12 protein-coding genes are annotated in these 17,539 nt (G+C 65.1%); all 12 read left to right on the top strand.

Annotation, left to right across the window (positions count from 1 at the left end):
* Positions 1–27 precede the first annotated feature (27 nt).
* Positions 28–8,022: a hypothetical protein gene (locus ACQPW1_RS09995; protein ID WP_433662443.1), complete on the top strand. Its 7,995-nt coding sequence runs from the start codon at positions 28–30 to the stop codon at positions 8,020–8,022.
* A 47-nt stretch (positions 8,023–8,069) separates the two neighbouring features.
* Positions 8,070–8,954, top strand: coding sequence for a phage tail protein (locus ACQPW1_RS09990; RefSeq protein WP_433662442.1), 885 nt, complete (start codon positions 8,070–8,072; stop codon positions 8,952–8,954).
* Positions 8,927–10,981, top strand: a complete 2,055-nt coding sequence (locus ACQPW1_RS09985; protein ID WP_433662441.1) for a Hint domain-containing protein — start codon at positions 8,927–8,929, stop codon at positions 10,979–10,981. The genes ACQPW1_RS09990 and ACQPW1_RS09985 overlap by 28 nt, the downstream gene beginning before the upstream one ends.
* A 30-nt stretch (positions 10,982–11,011) precedes the next feature.
* Positions 11,012–11,458, top strand: coding sequence for a phage gene 29 protein family protein (locus ACQPW1_RS09980; RefSeq protein WP_433662440.1), 447 nt, complete (start codon positions 11,012–11,014; stop codon positions 11,456–11,458).
* Between the two features lie 172 nt (positions 11,459–11,630).
* On the top strand, positions 11,631–12,971 hold the full coding sequence (locus ACQPW1_RS09975; RefSeq protein ID WP_433662439.1) for a peptidoglycan DD-metalloendopeptidase family protein: 1,341 nt from the start codon (positions 11,631–11,633) through the stop codon (positions 12,969–12,971).
* Positions 12,972–12,994: 23 nt separating this feature from the next.
* The gene (locus ACQPW1_RS09970) at positions 12,995–13,207 is read left to right on the top strand and encodes a holin (RefSeq protein WP_433662438.1); all 213 of its coding nucleotides are present in this window, start codon (positions 12,995–12,997) and stop codon (positions 13,205–13,207) included.
* Positions 13,208–13,211: 4 nt separating this feature from the next.
* Positions 13,212–13,613 carry a hypothetical protein gene (locus ACQPW1_RS09965; protein ID WP_433662437.1) on the top strand — a complete coding sequence of 134 codons (402 nt, stop codon included), beginning with the start codon at positions 13,212–13,214 and terminating at the stop codon, positions 13,611–13,613.
* Positions 13,610–14,455 (top strand): hypothetical protein, encoded by an 846-nt coding sequence (locus ACQPW1_RS09960; RefSeq protein WP_433662436.1) that lies wholly within the window; start codon positions 13,610–13,612, stop codon positions 14,453–14,455. The genes ACQPW1_RS09965 and ACQPW1_RS09960 overlap by 4 nt, the downstream gene beginning before the upstream one ends.
* A gap of 3 nt (positions 14,456–14,458) precedes the next feature.
* On the top strand, positions 14,459–14,839 hold the full coding sequence (locus tag ACQPW1_RS09955) for a hypothetical protein (protein WP_433662435.1): 381 nt from the start codon (positions 14,459–14,461) through the stop codon (positions 14,837–14,839).
* A complete protein-coding gene (locus ACQPW1_RS09950) occupies positions 14,836–15,159 on the top strand; it encodes an LtfC-like domain-containing protein (protein ID WP_433662434.1) in 324 nt (107 codons plus the stop codon). Before ACQPW1_RS09955 ends, ACQPW1_RS09950 begins: the two co-directional genes overlap by 4 nt.
* Positions 15,160–16,938: a phage upper tail fiber protein gene (locus tag ACQPW1_RS09945; RefSeq protein ID WP_433662433.1), complete on the top strand. Its 1,779-nt coding sequence runs from the start codon at positions 15,160–15,162 to the stop codon at positions 16,936–16,938. It abuts the gene before it with no gap.
* Positions 16,938–17,462 carry a hypothetical protein gene (locus ACQPW1_RS09940; protein ID WP_433662432.1) on the top strand — a complete coding sequence of 175 codons (525 nt, stop codon included), beginning with the start codon at positions 16,938–16,940 and terminating at the stop codon, positions 17,460–17,462. Before ACQPW1_RS09945 ends, ACQPW1_RS09940 begins: the two co-directional genes overlap by 1 nt.
* Positions 17,463–17,539: the final 77 nt, after the last annotated feature.

Below are 17,539 nucleotides of genomic sequence, written 5' to 3'. Positions count from 1 at the left end.
CGACAACTGAATAAAGGGTTCGGGCAAATGGCGTTTACCGCTGGTCATATCAAGATCACCGTTTCCCCGGACCTGACCAACTTCAAAGACAAGATCGAGAAGGCGGTCCGCGAGCTCGAGGCCAGCCTCAACAAGAGCGCGGAGCGTCACGCCGAGCAAGTCAACGACGCCTACGCGCGGGGCCGCGAGCACGGCGAAGCGTTCCGGGACGGCTACAACGACGGAGACGAACGGCGTCGCGCCGCGCACGACGATCGGGCCGACCGCGAGGGTGAGCGCCGTTCCCGCGAACGCGGTGCTCGCAATGCCCGCGCCGAATCCGAAGCCCGCCGAAGAGAACTCGACAAAGCCGAATCCCGGCCAGGCCAACGGCCTCGTCGCACCAAGGACACGCTCGCCGCTGACGAGCAGGCGAGGCTGGCCCGCAGCATCGCCAACGAAAAGGCGCGGGCGAGAGCACGCGCGCAGAACAGCACCGAGCGGATCCTGTCCGACGCTCGCGCCAAGGAACGCGCCCGGACCCTGCGCGAAGAGCTGCGCGAGAAGGCCAGCTCCGAGGCCGACACCAAGGCCGCGCCGACACGTGAACGTCTTCGATCTGCCGCCGAGGCCGCAGCACAACGGCGCACTCAACGGGCGAGCCGCTCGCTCGAGGCCGACACGAATATCTCTGGTGCTGGCCCACTTTCGGAGTATTCCGAGGCTTTCGCCCGCCAGTACCGCAATGCCGCGCGGGAGCACGACAAGGCGATCGCCAAGATCAAGCGGCTGCACACGTCGCTGCGTGATGCCCAGCAGTCGCAGAAGCAGACCATCGATCAGACCGCGCCGATCCTGGATCCGGACAGCGGTTTCAGCGATCGCGCCAAGCGCGGCGCTACTCGGCGAGTCGATGCCGCGCAGCGCCGCGTCGATTCCAGCCAGGACGCCTACGCCGCCGCCCGCGAACCACTTCAACGTGCCCGTGCCGACGCGAAGCGACTACACGACGAATTCCGCGACTCGCTCAAGTACACCGAGCGCGTCGAGCAGGAACGCCGCAAGCTCGCCGACGAGGCCGAGAACTCCCGCACTGCGGCTGGTCGGACCGGTCGAGCACGCGCGAGCCGCCTCAGCGCCGCAGAACAGGACATCACCGCCGCTGGCATCCTGACTCAGGACGGCGACGCCGCAGCTAAGCGCTACCGCAATGCCGCCAAGCAGCACGACAAGGCCATCGGCGACATCAAGCGCCTGCACACCGCGGTCATCCGGGCGCAGAAGGCCGAACAGCTGGTCGAAGCCGACGCGGCGAAGGTGCTCGGTGACCGGCGCGCCAGCTCCAGTGGCCGCAGTAAGGCACGGACCAACCTCGACACCTCCCGCGACCGCTCCGACACCGCGCGCCGCGCATACGAGGCTGCCCGCGAGCCGCTGCGACGCGCCCGCGCCGATGTGGAAAAGCTGCGCGACGAGTTCCGCGATGTCCGCAAAGTCGCCCCGCACGATGAGGACTTCTACAGAGACCTCATCGCCCGCCAAACCGCGTCCATGCGCGCGCAGATGGGCAATCCCGTCGAACTCGGCTCGAAGGACGAGCACCTCTATCAGGTCGAACGCGAAGTCAAGCAGGGTTGGAATGATCGCCGCCGCCCGGTCCTGAAGTCGGACAAGGACGCGATCCGCGCCGCGACTCTCGCTGCGACCACCGTCGATCGCGACCAGCAGCAGTACAAGACCTTGCTGTCGCAGCGCGCGAGCATCGAGCAGGCCGTCACCTCCGCGGCTGTGGCACGCCAACGCGTGGAACAGGCCGGCACCGGCGACACCGCGCAACTGACCTCGGCCAACGAGCGTCTCAATCGCGCACTGAGTAACCGCGTCGACTACTACCGACGCCTCAACTCGGTCGAGAACCGCTACGAAGGCTCGCGGACGCTCTACAACCACGCCCGCACCAATCTGAACAACCAGTCGACCCGCAACCCGCTGCTGCGCGGCATGGAGCGGATCAACCTCGGTGTCGGCGAGAAGTGGGACGCACTCAACAACAAGCTCATCTTCATGGGCCGATACCTGTCGAGTGTCGGCCAGATCGCCACGTCCTCGGCGGTGGCGATGGCGGCGTTCGGCGCGGTCAATCTGATGCCGTTGATCTCGGCTCTGGGTCAGGCCATGGCGTCGCTGGCGGCCGTTCCTGCGGTCGTCACCGCCGCGGGTGCCGGTATCGCTGCTCTGGTCATCGGCAGCAAGGGCATCGTCAGCGCGTTCAAGGCAGCCGGTCAGGCCAGTAAGACCTCCGCAACTGACCAGGAGGACGCAGCCGACAAGCAGGCCGATGCAATCAGGCAGGTCGGGACGGCCACCGACAACCTCGCCGTCGCCCGCCGTGATGCGGACCGCACCGCCGCGAGTGGTGCCCGCCAGGTCGCCGGTGCGGAAAAGACCGTGCAGACCGCGCTGAGGAACAGCACCGACGCGCAGAAGTCGCTGACCAAGGCGCGTGAAGCCGCCGCGGAGAAGATTCGCGACCTCAACGACGCGCTCAAGGGCACGGCCCTGTCCGAGCGTGGCGCGAAGCTCGCGGCGCTGCGCGCGGAGAAGAACCTGTGGAAGACCTCCGCAGATCCGAGCGCGGACTGGCTCGATATCGCCGAGGCCGTCTACAACCGCGACGAGGCGAACTACAACGCCGACCAAGCGACCAAGACCAATCAGAAGGCTCACGACGACGCAGCCAATGCCAGTGCCAAGGGCGTCGAGGGCGACGAGCAGGTCCTGGCCGCCAAAGAAGCGCTGATCGATGCCAATGAGCGCCTGGCCGAATCCCAAGAGCAGGTCGGCGTCATCGTCCAGCAGGTCGCCGACTCCAACGACGATGCTCAGCGGCGGATCCGCCAAGCCGTCGAGTCCTACGACGATGCGCTGCGCAACCAGCAGAAGATGCTGCGCGATCTCGGGCAGAGCGCCACGTCGAAGAAGTTCCAGGAGGAACTGGACAAGCTCGCCCCCAACGCGAAGGACTTCGTCCAGCAGGTTCGCTCCCTCGGCCCGGAATGGACCTCGCTGCGCCACGACGCCGAAGACGCGCTCGCCAACGGTGTGGGTCCGCTGTTCCGGGATGTGGCGACCAAGCATCTGCCGCTGATGCGGCTCGGGTTCGCCGCGATCAACACCGAACTCAACTCCGGGCTCAAGCAGTCCCTGTCGGTGTTCAACACGACCGCCGCACAGCGCGATTTCGCGACCTTCCTGGCCAACACCGCCGGCGGATTCCGTGGGCTGGCGCAGGCCGCCGCGCCGATGTCGCAGATCTTCATCGACCTCACCACGGCGGGTTCGGCGGTACTGCCGCGCCTGGGTGAGGCGCTGGCGAAGTCGACCGACCGATTCTCCAACCGGGTCTCCGCGGCCCGCGAAACCGGTGAGCTGAATCTGGCCATCGACCGCGGCATCGAGAAGATGCAGCAGTTCGGCCGCGTCATCGCCAACACCTTCGGTGGGCTGCGCGGGTTCTTCCAGGCGCTGCGCGGTGACGGGGACGGCCTGCTGGCCAGCCTCGACAAGTCCACCGCCAAGTTCGAGGCGTGGACCAAGTCCGCCGAGGGCGCCGAGTCCATCCGCCGCGTGTTCACCGCGATCAACGACAAGGTCACCCAGCTCTGGGGCACGGTGACCTCGCTCGTCTCGGCGTTCACCCAGCTCGCAGGCCCGGTCCTGGACAATTTCGGGTTCACCCTCGATATCGCCCAGCAACTGGCCGAGGCCATCCAGTCCGTGGTGAGCGCGGTCATGTCCTTCGGGCCGGCCGCCACAGTCGTGGAAGGGCTGCTGACCGCATTCGCGGCGCTCTACACGATGAAATCCCTGTCGGGGACCTTCGCCGACATCAAGTCCAAGGTCGCCGACGCGTTCGCGGCCATCAGGACCGGGGCCGGCAACGCTCGCGGCCACTTCCGCGACATCAGCGATTCGGTCCGCGGCACCTACGACACCGTCAGCAACACCGAGCGCCTACGCCCCGGTCTGAGCCGGATGCAGGGCATGGTCAGCGGCGCGTTCGCCGGCATCCAGACCACGGCCACCAAGGCGTTCACCGGGATCGCCCGTGGCGTGAACAGCCTCGTCGGATCCATGGGTGGCTGGTTCAGCGTGGGCGCGGTCGCGGCGATCGCTGTCGTCACCTCGGTGATGTCGAGCGTCGATGAGACCGACCGCAAGATCGACGATCTCAACAAGCGCACCGAGCAAGCCCGCCAGATGGGCATCAAGTTCAAGGAAGACCTCAACACCCAGCTCGGCGCGTCCGGTGGCGCGATCAACGACGAGGTCAAGGGCACGGTCCTGGGGCAGTACCAGGACTACCAGAAACGCCTCCAGGACACGATCGACGACCGCTCGAGCGGCTGGGACCGGACCGTCAGCCGATTCCAGACCCGTCATCAGCGGCCCGACGGCACCTACCTCCGGACCGACGCGGAGATCCTCAACGACAACGCCACCGCGGCCCAAACGCTCAAGGACGCGATCGCCAAGACCGGCTACAGCGAAACCCAGATCACCAACGCGCTGACCGGCAACAACGCCAAGTTCGAAGAGTTCCGCACCAAGCTCTTGGGCATCAAGGACGGCGGCAAGGAAGCCGCCGACGAGATGGACCGGATGCGCAAGGAGATCATCGACACCGCCTCCTCGGCCAACTCGGTCAAGACGGCGATGGAGGCGATCGCCGACGGCAACCGCGACGCCGCCGACGCGGTCAAGCAGCTAAGCGATGCCCTCGCCCGCCAGAACAAGAACTGGCTGACCTACGAAGACGCGAACAAGAGCGCCGCCGATTCCGTTCGCGCTCTGGCGAATCTGGACCTCAACGGCAAGGGCCAGGTCGACATCACCGCCGAAGGCATCATCGACACCAAAGCCTCCGAAGCCGGCAGCCGCCTCTACGACGAGATCAAGTCGATCAAGGACGCCTACGACGAACAGGCGTCCTCGGCGTACTACTCGGCCAAGCAGCACGGCAAGACCGAGGAAGAGGCACGCGCCCAGGCCAAGGCCGCCACCGCCGACATCACCGCAGCCGTCCGTGCGCGGATCTCGATGTACACCAGCGAGCAGTCCGCGATCGACAACCTGCTCAACCACTACGGACTCGCCGCCGACAGCTTCGAGAAGCAGGCGACCAACAAGCAGGAAATCCCGACCTGGCTCGATCCGAACGCGGTGAAGAACCCCGTGGCACCGCCCGCGGATCAGCCGCCGGCCGAGAACAAGGACGGGCAGAACCCTGCTGCTCCACTGCCGATCCTGGACCCGAAGCAGAACCCCGCCCCGCAGGGCCAGGTTCCGGCACCCGATTACGCCGCGGCGACCAAGGCGCACAACGAGTTCATCGACGTCGTCACCAAGCTCAAGACCGCGCTGATCGACGCAGCCGCCGCGCTGACCTCGCTCAATCAAGGGCTGGGCGACGCCAAGGGCCCCGCCGAAGCTGCCAAGGCTCCCGTCGAGGAACTGGGCACCGCGATCACAGGGCTCAAGGACGCGTTCGAGGGCCTGCTAGGCGAGAACGGAGCCCTGAAGTCCTGGGGCGGGCTGCTGACCGGCATCGAATCCGACATCAGCAAGCTCAACGCCGAGATCCTGCCGAAACTGACCGCCGCGCTAGATCCCGTGGAAGCGGCTTTCACCAGCAAGGTCGCCGCGATCGGCACGGCTTTCGCTGGCATCAAGAAGGCCGTCGCGGATCCGATCAACTGGCTTATCCAGTCCGTCTTCGACGGCGGCCTGAAGAACGCGTGGAACTCCGTGCGGGCCATCCTTCCCTCACTGCCGGAATGGAAGGGCGACTTCACACCGCTCAGCGGCTACCAAACCGGCGGTGTCATCCCCGGCTACACCCCTGGCGTCGACAACCAGATCATCGCGGTCGGTGGCGGCGAAGGCATCATGCGGCCGGAGTTCGTGCGCGCGGTCGGCCCGGACTGGGTCCACGGCATGAACGCCGCAGCCCGCTCCGGCGGCATTTCCGCAGTCCAGCAACGGATCTCCGGACTCGGCGAGCGATTCGCGGGCGCGTTCCAGACCGGCGGCGTCGTCCCGCAGGCCACGGGCAACGGTCCGATTGTCGACTGGATGAAGTCGGTGATCACCGAGCGATTCCCCAACATTCAGCTCACCTCGGGATATCGCAACGAGCCCGGTTCCTATCACTCGACCGGCCAGGCCGGCGACTTTTCCGACGGCACCGATGACACCCCCGGCATGCAGAAGCTGTCGTCGTGGATCGCCAGCAACTTCCTTGCCTCCACGCTGGAACTGATCCATCAGCCGTTTGGCCACAACATCCTCAACAGGGCCTATGTCGGTGACGGCGAGGGAGCCTACGGCTCGACGACCATGGCCGACCATCGTTCCCACGTGCACTGGGCTCTGGCGCGGGCACTGGGCAACGTCACCGGGACCGCCATCCCTGGTGAGGGGTGGGACGGGAACGCCGCGGCGACGAGCCGGATTCAGCAGTTGCTGTGGCAGCCGCTGGCCACGCTGCGCCAGTCCATGCCCAAGGTGGGCAACTCCGCGGTGGAGCAGATCCCCAACGCCATGTTCGCCGCGGTGATGAACCAGCTCACCACCGCGATCGGCAATTCCCAGGACGCGGGAATCACGCCGTTCGATATCGCTGCCGGTGCCCAGCAGTGGCGCCCGAACGTCATCGCGGCCCTCGAGCGCGAGGGCTGGGCGGCTGACGAGCGCAATATCCGGCTGACCTTGGCGCAGATCAGCTCGGAATCGGGCGGCGATCCGAACGTCATCCAGCAGATCCAGGACATCAACAGCGGCGGAAATGAAGGCGTCGGCGTCTTGCAGGTCATCCCTGGCACTTTCGCCGCCTATCGAAATCCCGCACTACCCAACGACCGTACGAACGTCGACGCGAACATCTCGGCGGCGCTGCGCTACTACCGGGCGCGCTGGGGCGATGACCTGGGCACCATGTGGGGTCAAGGGCACGGCTATGACCAGGGCGGTTGGCTGCCTCATGGCGGCTGGGGATGGAACCTGTCCGGCAAGTCCGAGCCCGTTTTCACCAACGAGCAGTGGCAGAACATGGTGGGCCAGCTCAGCAGCCTGTCGGGTGCCATACCGGGGATGAAGACCTTCCGTATCCCTTCTGGCCCTTCGGAATTCGTCGACACCCTCACTCAGGTCGTGGCAGCAGCAGCCAACGCGATCAAGACGCTGTCGCAGGCCAAGACCGGCAACCCCAAGGATCAGAAGCCCGCACCGCAGAACAATCCCGACACCACCGGTGCCGGGATGTCCAGCAGCGGCTCCGGCAAGGGCACCGAACCCGATCCCGATGTCCTCGCCGACGCCAAGAACGGCCTGGCTACCGGTGAGCTGGGCGCAACCCAGGTACCCACGGACAACCCCGACGGTGACATCACCCAGACCCAACCTGATCCGGACTCGGCCGCGACGGGTCTGGCGACCGGCAACAGCGGCACCAAGACCGACACCCCCGGTGCCACCACGCCGTCCGACCTCGACCAGCCCGACCCCAACGCCAGCCCGGCCGGATCGATCCAGCCCCAGACAACCTCGCCTACCGATGCGGCCGAGGAGGCATATCGGACCGCGGCGATGACCACCCGAGATCCCCAGCACTACAAGGCGATCTGGGACAGCGCCCTGGGCACCGACGGCAAGGGCGGCGGGTTCTTTAAAAACACCTGGAACCAGTTCACCTCGGACCTGGGTATCTCGGGCAACGGATTCCTCTCGCAGGCGATCTCGGCCGCGAACGACCCGGACAACCAGCTGAACCAGGTCATCAAGCACGAGTGGAACAACAGCTCGGCAGCCAAGGCGATGAACTCGGGTGTCTCCGGTGCGCAGACCGCGGTCCAGCAAGGCATCTCCGGCGCGCAGAAGGTCGTCGAGGAACACATCCACTACCACGTCACAAACATCGATGAAGCGTTGCGCAAGAACGCAATTCGCCAGCAGCAGAACGCGGCGGCATACATCAAGCGTTGAAACACGCACTCCCACAACTGAATAACAACTGAATAGGCGAAACCTTCGTGGATAACCGCACACTCGTCGAAGTCGAGGGCTGCAACGGAGCCTGGTTCACGATCTCCGGTCCTGGCCAGGGCGATCAGGGCGTCCTGCTCGGCACCGATATCGAGGGCCTGTTCGACGCGCCCGTCAAGACCATCTACACCGAGCACGCCCATCAAATCGGTGCCAGTTACGCCGGTCACCGGTTCCTGCGCCGCGACATCGTCTTCGGCGTCTGGATCGACGGATACAACGGCGACACTTGGCAATTCAACGACAGCGAGTGGCGCAAAGCCTGGAGCTACGACCGCGACACGAAGATCTGGATCACCACCGAGGAATCGGGTCGCCGCTATCTCAAGGTGCGCCTGGGCGAGCAGCCACAGTTCAAGCCTGAGCGTGACCCGAACTTGCTCAAGTCCGCTCGGGTGGTCATGACCGTGGTCAGCGGGGATCCGTGGTGGTACGAGGACGACCACACCGACACCTGGGTGCTCGGCTCGGACACCTCAGGCACGGGCGCCGTCACGGTGGAAAACCCTACAGACCAACCGATCTGGATGAAGTGGGTGCTGCAAGGCGGTGCCCGGTGGACGATCCCTGACTTCAGTTTCGGGGACGGCACCTTCGGGCGCGGCGAGGACGACAAGACCCGCAAGATCCAGATGCCCAAGCAGAAGCCGGGCCAGGTGTTCCGGATCGACACCGATCCGCACGAGGACATGTTGCGCGATCCGGCCGGCAGCCAGGTGTGGTCGCTGATGGGCGGAGTGACGTTCAACTACCCACTTCCCGCCTATACCAAGGCAATTCAGCTCCCAGTAGCGGTCACCGACGCTGACGCGGGGGTGGGTGTTCAGGTGCGCTGCCCGCGTACGTGGTCGCGGCCGTGGGGGCTCGAATGAGCGTCGACACCATCGATTTCGACGCCGCCTATGCCCAGTTCAAGGCCGACGTCGCGAAGGAACGCCATCAGCGCCTGGCCCCGCCGCTGGTGCGGATCTGGGATGGCAACTGGGCCTTGCGTGGTCGCGTCAACAACATCATCAGCGCCGAGATCACCGAGGTCAATAACGACGTCGGTATGGCGAACATCGAACTGCCCCTTGACTACTGGATCAGCGAATGGGTAGTTAACCTCGACAAGCGCACCACGTCCAATATCCACCTGACTGTCGACAAGGACAATATTCGCTGGTCAGGACGCCTAGATTCGTTCACTGTCCGCAAGAACGAGGACGGCACCGGCGTGCTCGCGATGGCGTTCCGACATGACTACGCCGAGCTTCTGCACATTATCTGCTACCCAAACCCGTTCCTCCCCCCGGAGGTCCAGTTCCCAAAGCTCTGGTTCTGCCTGTCCGGTGAGACGAGAATCCTAGTGCGGGAGAACGGATTACCCGCACTACGGGCGATCAAGGATCTGGCCGGGCGCCCGTGCGAAGTGCTGGTCGACGGCAAAGCGCACCGCTCGGAAACCGGGTCGTGGCGCACCGGCGTGCAGGGTGTGTACGACCTGGTCACCGAAAGCGGAAAGACGCTACGCCTCACCGCAGATCACCGAGTCCTCACCCCGAATGGATGGGTTCAGGCCCAAAACATCGGCGTCGGTGGAGAACTCGTCACCGATCACGGCCTGACCGAACGTGTCGTGTCCTTCACCTACGCCGGTGAGGAAGACGTCTACGACATGGCCGTCGAGGACGCGCATCGCTTTGTCGCAGAAGGCATTACGGTGCACAACTGCTTCGGCCCGGCGAAGTGGGCACTGAAGCTGACGGCCCACCTGAACATCATGCGCCTCAACGGCCAATGGTGGGACCTGGGAGCCGACCCGCTCGACCCGGCCTACTGGCCCACCGAAGGGCGCTCGACGTGGTCGATGGTGGTCAAGCCCGACGCGATCGGCTCCGACAATTCCATGCCCGCGCTGGTGATTTCGCGGATGAAGTCCCTGCACGACGCGTCGAAGAAGATCGTGGCCGACGCACAGCTCACGTGGACCTTCCGCCGGTTCCTGCCCGGCGATCCTGAACCGTGGCCGGGCGCGAACCTGCGCTACGGCTGCTTGGTCATCGATTTGGAAGACCGCTCAGGATTCACTACGGGCACAAGCTTTTTCGGTGACCTGTTCGGCGGACTGGTGCGCGCCTTCGCCAACATCGGCAAGGACGGCCTGCAAGAGGGCATCGACATCATCAACGACCCGTCGATTCCGCCGGAGTACTACGACCCCACGTTCAAGGGCACCCTGCCGGCCGCGCCGTGGGTGATCTACAGAGACGGACCGCACACCGGCATCCAAACCTCTGAATTCACAGTCAAACCCGCGACCGCGACCAACGTCATAGCCGGAGGCCACAGCCCTGCGGGCGTGAACGAACTCATCGGCGCGGCCGTGCAGACCGTAGGGGACCTGATCGCCGCCGCCGTGTTCATACCCCCGGTGGGAGGGGCTTTAGACCGGCTGCTGGCCCCGCTGTACACCGACGTGCTGTTCAGTTTCGGCCGATGGGGGTTCGCGGACCGCAAGGCCAAGGCCGGCTGGTCGCACTACCACGAGCACTTCCAGGAAGGCGCGGACAAGGCATACAGCCTGGGCTGGCTGCTAGCGATGCGAGCCGGCCAATGGGCGACGCGCGAGACGACCAGCCATGAAGTGGTGGTGGCCGATGGTGCGCCGTTCCATATCGGCGGCAAGGGATTCGGACACTTCTACCTCGGCGATCGCGTCGGCTCGACCGTGCGCGGCATGGCGCCGGGACGAGTGTTCGTCGATCGCGTCTCGCAAGTGTCACTGGCCTGGAATCGCGAGCAGGCCCCCGGCTGGCGGATCACGATCGGCCAGCGCGACCTACAGGATCCCGTGCTCAAGGCGTGGGAGCAGCTGCGCGAAATCATCAGCCTCATCCAGGACCTCGGCGTCATCTGATCCAAAACTGAATAAAGGAAGCAACATTCGATGTTCAAAACTCTCGAAAACACCGACTTCGACGATCCGGAAGATCACTTCGCCGCCGCGTTGATGAACGTCGAGGGACTAGGCCCGGCCGGTGTGCCGATCCCGCCGGCGTGGGCCAGCATCATCTCCAAGCACCTGGTCGAGTGCGGCTACGGGTTCGGCCCATGGCTAGCGCGGCGGGCCGATCAGCACGGCAAGATCGATGTGAAGGATCTGCCGAAGCAGACCAAGAAGCTTGCGCGACCCCCACGTGGCCCGGTCACCAATTGGAACCCCGGATCGCGGTGGGTGCCCATGGACACTCCCGAGCCCGAGGCGATCGTGCTGCCCGACGTCGACACCCTCACCGATCAGGAGCGAGTCGCGTTGCTGGCGATGTTCCGGGCGCGCGGCGACATCTCCGAACCCGAGGTCGAGATCAACGAAGCGCGCGTGCTCAACTCCTGACAATCCGTGCCACCGGTTCCAGCCGACGGGCGGGCAAACATCTACCGCTTGCCTGCTCGCCGGGTGAAAATCGGGACAGCTGGTCCGTCGCGTACCGGCCTTGTCTTGGTTCTCTCCGCCGCCATCGCCGCGGTCGCTTCCCTAGTCGTTGGAGTTTTCGTTGGTTCGCTGCATGCCCCTCGAGCAGGGGACTTATACGATCGCGTCCGGTTTCGGTCCCCGCTGGGGCGCGATGCATCTGGGTCTGGACTTCGCCGCCGCGGACGGCACCCCCATCTACGCGGCTCAGTCCGGCACCGTCGCCTATATCGGTGCTGCCAGCGGGTTCGGGCAGTGGATCGTGCTGGATCATCCGCAGGAGGCAGGCGGCGGCACCACGGTCTACGGGCACATGTGGGACGCCTACGCCACCGGCCTGAGTCAGGGCGATCAGGTCGTGGCCGGGCAATTGATCGCGTACGTGGGCAGCAACGGTGAATCCACCGGCCCGCACTGCCATTTCGAAGTACACCCCAGCGTGTGGGCGGCCGGATCCCAGATCGACCCGCAGCCATGGCTGGCTGGAGCCACCGAACCCGGCGCCGAAGCACCCGAACCCACTCCACCGGCGAGGGAGGAACACACGGTGTCTACCCACTTCGGCATCGATATCGCCAGCTATCAGGCGGGCCTGGACATGGCTCAGGTCGCGGCCGAAGGATTCTCCTACGTGATCGCCAAGGCCACCGAAGGTGATGACTACTGGAGTCCGTTCTACCGCGACCAGCGCGACAGCGCTCGCCGCAATGGGCTGCTGTTCGGCGCGTATCACTATGTGCGCGAGGGTGTTTCGGCCAGTGCCCAGGTCGACAACTACACGGCCATCGAGCCAGACAAGACCATCCCAGTGATGCTCGATGTCGAACTCGGTTCCGGTGGAATCGATCTGACGCGGGAGATGCTCGCGGAATTCAGCCGCCGCGGGTACCACGTGAACCTTGTCTATCTGCCGCGCTGGTTCTGGAACGGCCACTACGGGCGCGCGGACCTCTCGGGTCTGCCGCCTCTGATGTCGAGCAACTACGTCGAGGGCAGCGGGCACGCCAGCGCCCTGTATCCCGGCGACACCCACGAAGGCTGGTCAGGCTACGGCGGCAACATCGTCGGTGTCTACCAGTTCTCCGACCAGGGCCAGGTCGCCGGTTACGCCCTCGATGTCAACGCATTCCGCGGCACACGCGCCGGACTTGAAGCCCTTTTCAGCACCACCCAGGAGGATGACTTGCCCTACACCCCAGAAGATCTGAAGGCCCTGATCTACGAGTGCCTGTCCACCTACGTCGGCCCCATCGGCAGCGACGTGAAGGACGTGCGTGAGCAGCTGTGTGGCGTGGGCCAACGCGACGCCGGCCAGTACGGCGGGTGGCCCGAGCTGGATAACAAGACCGTGGTCGAAAAACTCGCCGAGCTGAAGGCACCCGCCTGCGCCCGCGCCTGTCCGGCCACCGACTGCCCTGACAAGACCACGAACTAAAACGCACTGAAGGACAACTGAATATGGCTGATGTATTCACTCGCGAGGGCCTGCTCGATTCTGGCAAGCGAGCGGTTAAGACCTTCGCCCAATCTCTGGCCGGCAGCCTGGTGGTGTTCACTGGCGTGCTCGATGCCGATTGGACCGCCAGCCTCGGTGCCGCCGGCCTGGCTGCACTGATTTCGCTGCTGCACAACATCGCAGGCGAAGCGGTGGCATCGAGCGAGGCACGGTAACCCTATGCCCGACACCCATCCGTGGGTGGTGTGGGCGTCGGTCGTCGTCGCGGTCCTTACGATCGCGGCGGCGGCCGTGCCGAAAGTCCGTGAGCTTGTGCGGCCCATCCTCGCCTTCGTCGGCGGGTTCCGGATCCGGCGCATCGAGCGCCTGGGCCGCATTGAGGCCGCCGCTGCGGTGCTCAACGATCAGCGCGTCGAACTGCTGTCGGTGCAGCTGTCCGGTGTCGCCGCGCAGCTCGACAGCGTGCTTCGGCAAAGCCGCGAGGACTCCACCCGCTATCAATCCGAAATCGCCTCCCTACGAACAGAATTGGCTGCCACGAAAGCAGAGTTGGCCGCTAGCCGTGTGGAAATCGCTGCGCTGCGTGCCGAACTGGCCGAGTATCGGGGAGCCCAGGCATGACGTTCCCGGTAGGCACGCCGCCGGACGGCGCATTCCAGATCGGGTCCAAGTTCGGATCTGACCTGAACAAAGACACCGCGGTCGCCGTGATGACCGGTGGTATCAAAAGGTCGTTCCAGGACGTGCGCGGTACGTTCAAGGACAACGTCGAACAGCCGTTGGGCGATAAGCCGAGCCTGACTCAGGTCCCGGTCGGCTCGCCAATGTGGCAGTCACTCGGCAAGACCGAAGACACCACCTTCCCTCGCTCGCAATTGACCTTCGGCGCAGCCTCGTCCACCTCATCGGGCGGCGGTAGCAGCGGCGGCAGCCACTCCCACAGTCTGCGCACGGTCCCGGACTACCAACCCGCCGGCCACGGAGGCTGCACCCTCGAAATGGGCTACATCCAGGCCCAGCGCGACCGCACCTATAAAGAGGTCGGGTTCATCACCGGCGATTCGATCACGGCGTTCGGCATCAACGGGTTTTACATCGGCGTGTACTCCGTCGACACCAAGACCGGCAACGTGACGCTACTCAACCCGATCTCCGCGGCAGTCGATATGCGCGGAAGCTTCGGCGCCACCAACACCGAGTACAGGTTCAATCTCGGAACCTCGATCACTGCGAAACAAGGTGACGTCTTCGCAGTCGGCACGCTGCAACTCACCTCGCTCGGGCAAACGTGCTCGTCGTTCTTGTGCATCACGATGAACAAGATCACTCCCGCTGCCGGACAAGCGTTTCCGCGCGCGCAGTACTGCTATTCGGGCGCCTGGTCTGCCATGCCGTCCTCGATCGAGGAGAAGAACCTCAAATACAACGAATCGTCCAAGGTCCCCTTCTACGTATTGCGATAGGCCATGCCCGACAAGCTCAAGCACATCAAGGAATTCTTCGTCGCCAACGCACTCGATGGCTTCGCCAGCCGCCGCTACATCGGCCATCAGGATCTCGAGGCGGCACGCCGGTACATCCACAACTATGCAGTGCCCGGCCTGTATGCGGCGATCAGAACCGATGATCCCGACTACGACCCCCAGGGCGCATCGACCGAGGCCGCCACGAACGCCGCGACGATCGCCTACGCCAGGCACATGCAGCGCGATATGGAGGCACTCGAGCGGATCGACAAGTACGGCGACCTCTACGTGATGATGTGCCAGCCCGGCATGACCGGCTGCTACATGGACGACCTGACCGAAGCCCTCACCGCCGACGACCCCGACTGGGAAACCCGATGAGCGATAGGTGGGAAATCGGACTCGGCGCACCCAAGCTCGTCGTCCATCTCAAAAACCACTCCGGCCTGATCTGGCAATTCCGTTGGCAGACAGGCAACTTCCCCGCGGGTAGCGAACTCTATCTACTCGTCGGTAGCGAAACCGCCCCTGCGCGATGGGCTTTCACCATCCAAGAGGATCTGGCCACCCTCACCGTGCGCGAAAACATCGCCACACCGATTCCCGACCGCACCCCGGTCTATCTCATGTTCAAGGCCAACCCCGCCGCCGAGCCTGATGCGCTGGCCGTCGGTGCGGTCAAACGGTGGAAGGCGAAATAGATGGCTGACGTGATCATCGGCCTGCCACCGAATACCCCGACTCTCGGTGCAAGCCCAGCGCTGCCGACAGGCGGTGTCCTGGTCCCAGTACCCGGCCGAGACGGGCACGGCATCGCCATGAATGGGATCAAGAACACCTACGCCCAGCTGCCCACCGGCCTCGGTCCCGACGACAGCGGCGCGTGCTACCTCGTCCTGGACGACAATCTGGTCTATTTCTGGTCCGGCGTGGCGTGGCCCGCCAAAGGCGCGGGCATCCGCATCCGTGGCGATCAAGGCGAGCCAGGGCGTGGTATCGACTCGGTCATCGTCACCGCAACGGGTTTACGGTTCGCAATGTCGTCCGGGCCGACCCCAGTCGACCTCGCAGTCCCGGCCCTGTCCAACGCGACTTCCGCCGCAGCCACCGCATCCAGCAAGGCGGACGAAGCACTCGCATCCGCGGGGGTCGCGGTCGCTGGCGCATCAGCTGCCGACACCTCAGCACGAGCCGCCGCCACCTCGGCCACCACCGCCAGCACAGCAGCCACGAACGCAGGCGGTGCACGCGATCAGGCCGCCGCCGCCGCGACAACCGCCGTCGCTGAATCCGGCAATGCCGCAACCAAAGCCACCGCCGCCGCCATAGCAGCCACCCAAGCAGGTGATGCCCGCTCTGCGGCGCAAACCTCCGCCAATGATGCTGCCGCGTCGGCGAATTCGGCGACCCTGGCACGCGGCGACGCCCAAGCCGCCCGCGATAGCGCCACTGCCGCCGCGACTGCGGCAGGCACGTCGAAGACGAATGCCGCCGAATCAGCAGCCACCGCTCAACACTGGGCCGAGCACGCCGCAGAGACCGTATCGAGCGGAATCCCCAACGCCGACCGAACCATCAAGGGCGGCATCATGCTCCCCGGCGGTGCACCTGGCGAACTCGGCGGCACATTCGAACACCCCGTCGTCGCCGGATGGGCAACCAAAGCAGAAGTCGCCGACGTCGCCGCGAAATACACCCGCCCCAGCGGTGGCATCTCGACCGCCGACCTGGCGACCGGCGTACAGAATTCACTGGGTCGCGCCGACAGCGCATACCAACGCCCCGGCGCTGGAATCCCCAAGGCAGACTTGGACTCCGCCGCACAGTCCTCGCTGTCGCTTGCTGACACCGCAGTCCAGGTCGACGGCACCGGCAAGCTACCTGCCGCCATCCTGCCCGCGATCGCACTGACCGAGTTCCTCGGCGCGGTGGCGAACCAGACAGCGATGCTGGCCTTAGCCGGACAGCGGGGCGACTGGTGCACCAGAACCGATAAGGGCACCGACTGGCAACTGATCGGCGAGCCCGCCAACCAACTCGCCAACTGGCGCGAGCGCACCTACCCGGCATCACCGGTATCGAGCGTCAACGGACGCACCGGCGCGGTGAGCACCAGCACCACCGACATCACCGACGCTACCGCCACCGGCCGCGCCGTACTCACCGCCACCACGGCCGCGGCAGCACGCTCGGTCCTCGGCGCCGGAACATCGAGCCTCACGCTGGGTGCCACCACCGGAACCGCTGCCGCAGGCGATGATTCGCGCCTTTCCGACCAGCGAGTGCCGACCGACGGCAGCGTCACCAACACCAAGATCGCCCCCGGCGCCGCTATTGCCCTGTCGAAGCTGGCGACTGGATACATCAGCGGTTCCGACAGCACAGGTGCCCGCACCCTCACACTCTGGGTCGGATCGGAAGCACAGTTCACCGCCATCGGGGTCAAGGACAGCAACACCATCTATCTGAGGACGGCCTGATGGCAGGCACCCTCGGCGCGAACGCGCTGAGCAAGATCTCGATCGGCGCCACCGAAATCCAGACCATCAGCCTCGGCACCGCAGTGCTGTGGACCGGCGTGAAGTTCGAGCCGGTGAAAGCCGTCCTTGGTTCGAGCTTCAACCCACCTACGTCGTACGGACAGGTACTGGGTTGGTCCGCAGATACCGGCAACTTCCCGAAAAGCGCCGTGACTTCGAACAGGTTGGTGGTGCCCAACCCCGGCAAGGGCGTCACGATCAGCGCCGCTCTCGTCATCACTGGACCACAGCTCGGGTCGACTGACGCTACGTTGCGGCTCAATATCGACGGCGCGACCGTCACCGGCACCACGACGACGATCGGTCAGAACGACTCCGGCACCGCCGTCGTCAGCGCTACCAACCGGACGCTGAACGCGGGCAGCTTGATCAGCTTGGACGCGCAGGCCACCGTCCAGCACAACGGCTTCACTTCCAGCGCTCCGGCCAGCACGTCCTCCTTCATCTACGCGTACATCCCGTAGGCAATGCCTGCCATGACATAGCGGTAGTAGGGAATGAGCGCACCCCTGAACAGTCAATCCATACACCTTTAAACTTC

Origin of the sequence: Nocardia sp. CA-128927 (genome assembly GCF_050955855.1) — a bacterium.
GTDB lineage: Bacteria > Actinomycetota > Actinomycetes > Mycobacteriales > Mycobacteriaceae > Nocardia.
The sequence above is the reverse complement of the archived record's forward strand: the minus strand, read 5'-3'. Positions and strand labels throughout refer to the sequence as shown.

Excerpts from the sequence above, each read along its gene's own strand:
- ACQPW1_RS09955 (WP_433662435.1), top strand. The coding sequence starts at position 14,459 with ATGCCCGACAAGCTCAAGCACATCAAGGAATTCTTCGTCGCCAACGCA.
- ACQPW1_RS09995 (WP_433662443.1), top strand. The coding sequence starts at position 28 with ATGGCGTTTACCGCTGGTCATATCAAGATCACCGTTTCCCCGGACCTG.
- ACQPW1_RS09950 (WP_433662434.1), top strand. The coding sequence starts at position 14,836 with ATGAGCGATAGGTGGGAAATCGGACTCGGCGCACCCAAGCTCGTCGTC.
- ACQPW1_RS09940 (WP_433662432.1), top strand. The coding sequence starts at position 16,938 with ATGGCAGGCACCCTCGGCGCGAACGCGCTGAGCAAGATCTCGATCGGC.
- ACQPW1_RS09945 (WP_433662433.1), top strand. The coding sequence starts at position 15,160 with ATGGCTGACGTGATCATCGGCCTGCCACCGAATACCCCGACTCTCGGT.
- ACQPW1_RS09965 (WP_433662437.1), top strand. The coding sequence starts at position 13,212 with ATGCCCGACACCCATCCGTGGGTGGTGTGGGCGTCGGTCGTCGTCGCG.
- ACQPW1_RS09975 (WP_433662439.1), top strand. The coding sequence starts at position 11,631 with ATGCCCCTCGAGCAGGGGACTTATACGATCGCGTCCGGTTTCGGTCCC.
- ACQPW1_RS09970 (WP_433662438.1), top strand. The coding sequence starts at position 12,995 with ATGGCTGATGTATTCACTCGCGAGGGCCTGCTCGATTCTGGCAAGCGA.
- ACQPW1_RS09960 (WP_433662436.1), top strand. The coding sequence starts at position 13,610 with ATGACGTTCCCGGTAGGCACGCCGCCGGACGGCGCATTCCAGATCGGG.
- ACQPW1_RS09980 (WP_433662440.1), top strand. The coding sequence starts at position 11,012 with ATGTTCAAAACTCTCGAAAACACCGACTTCGACGATCCGGAAGATCAC.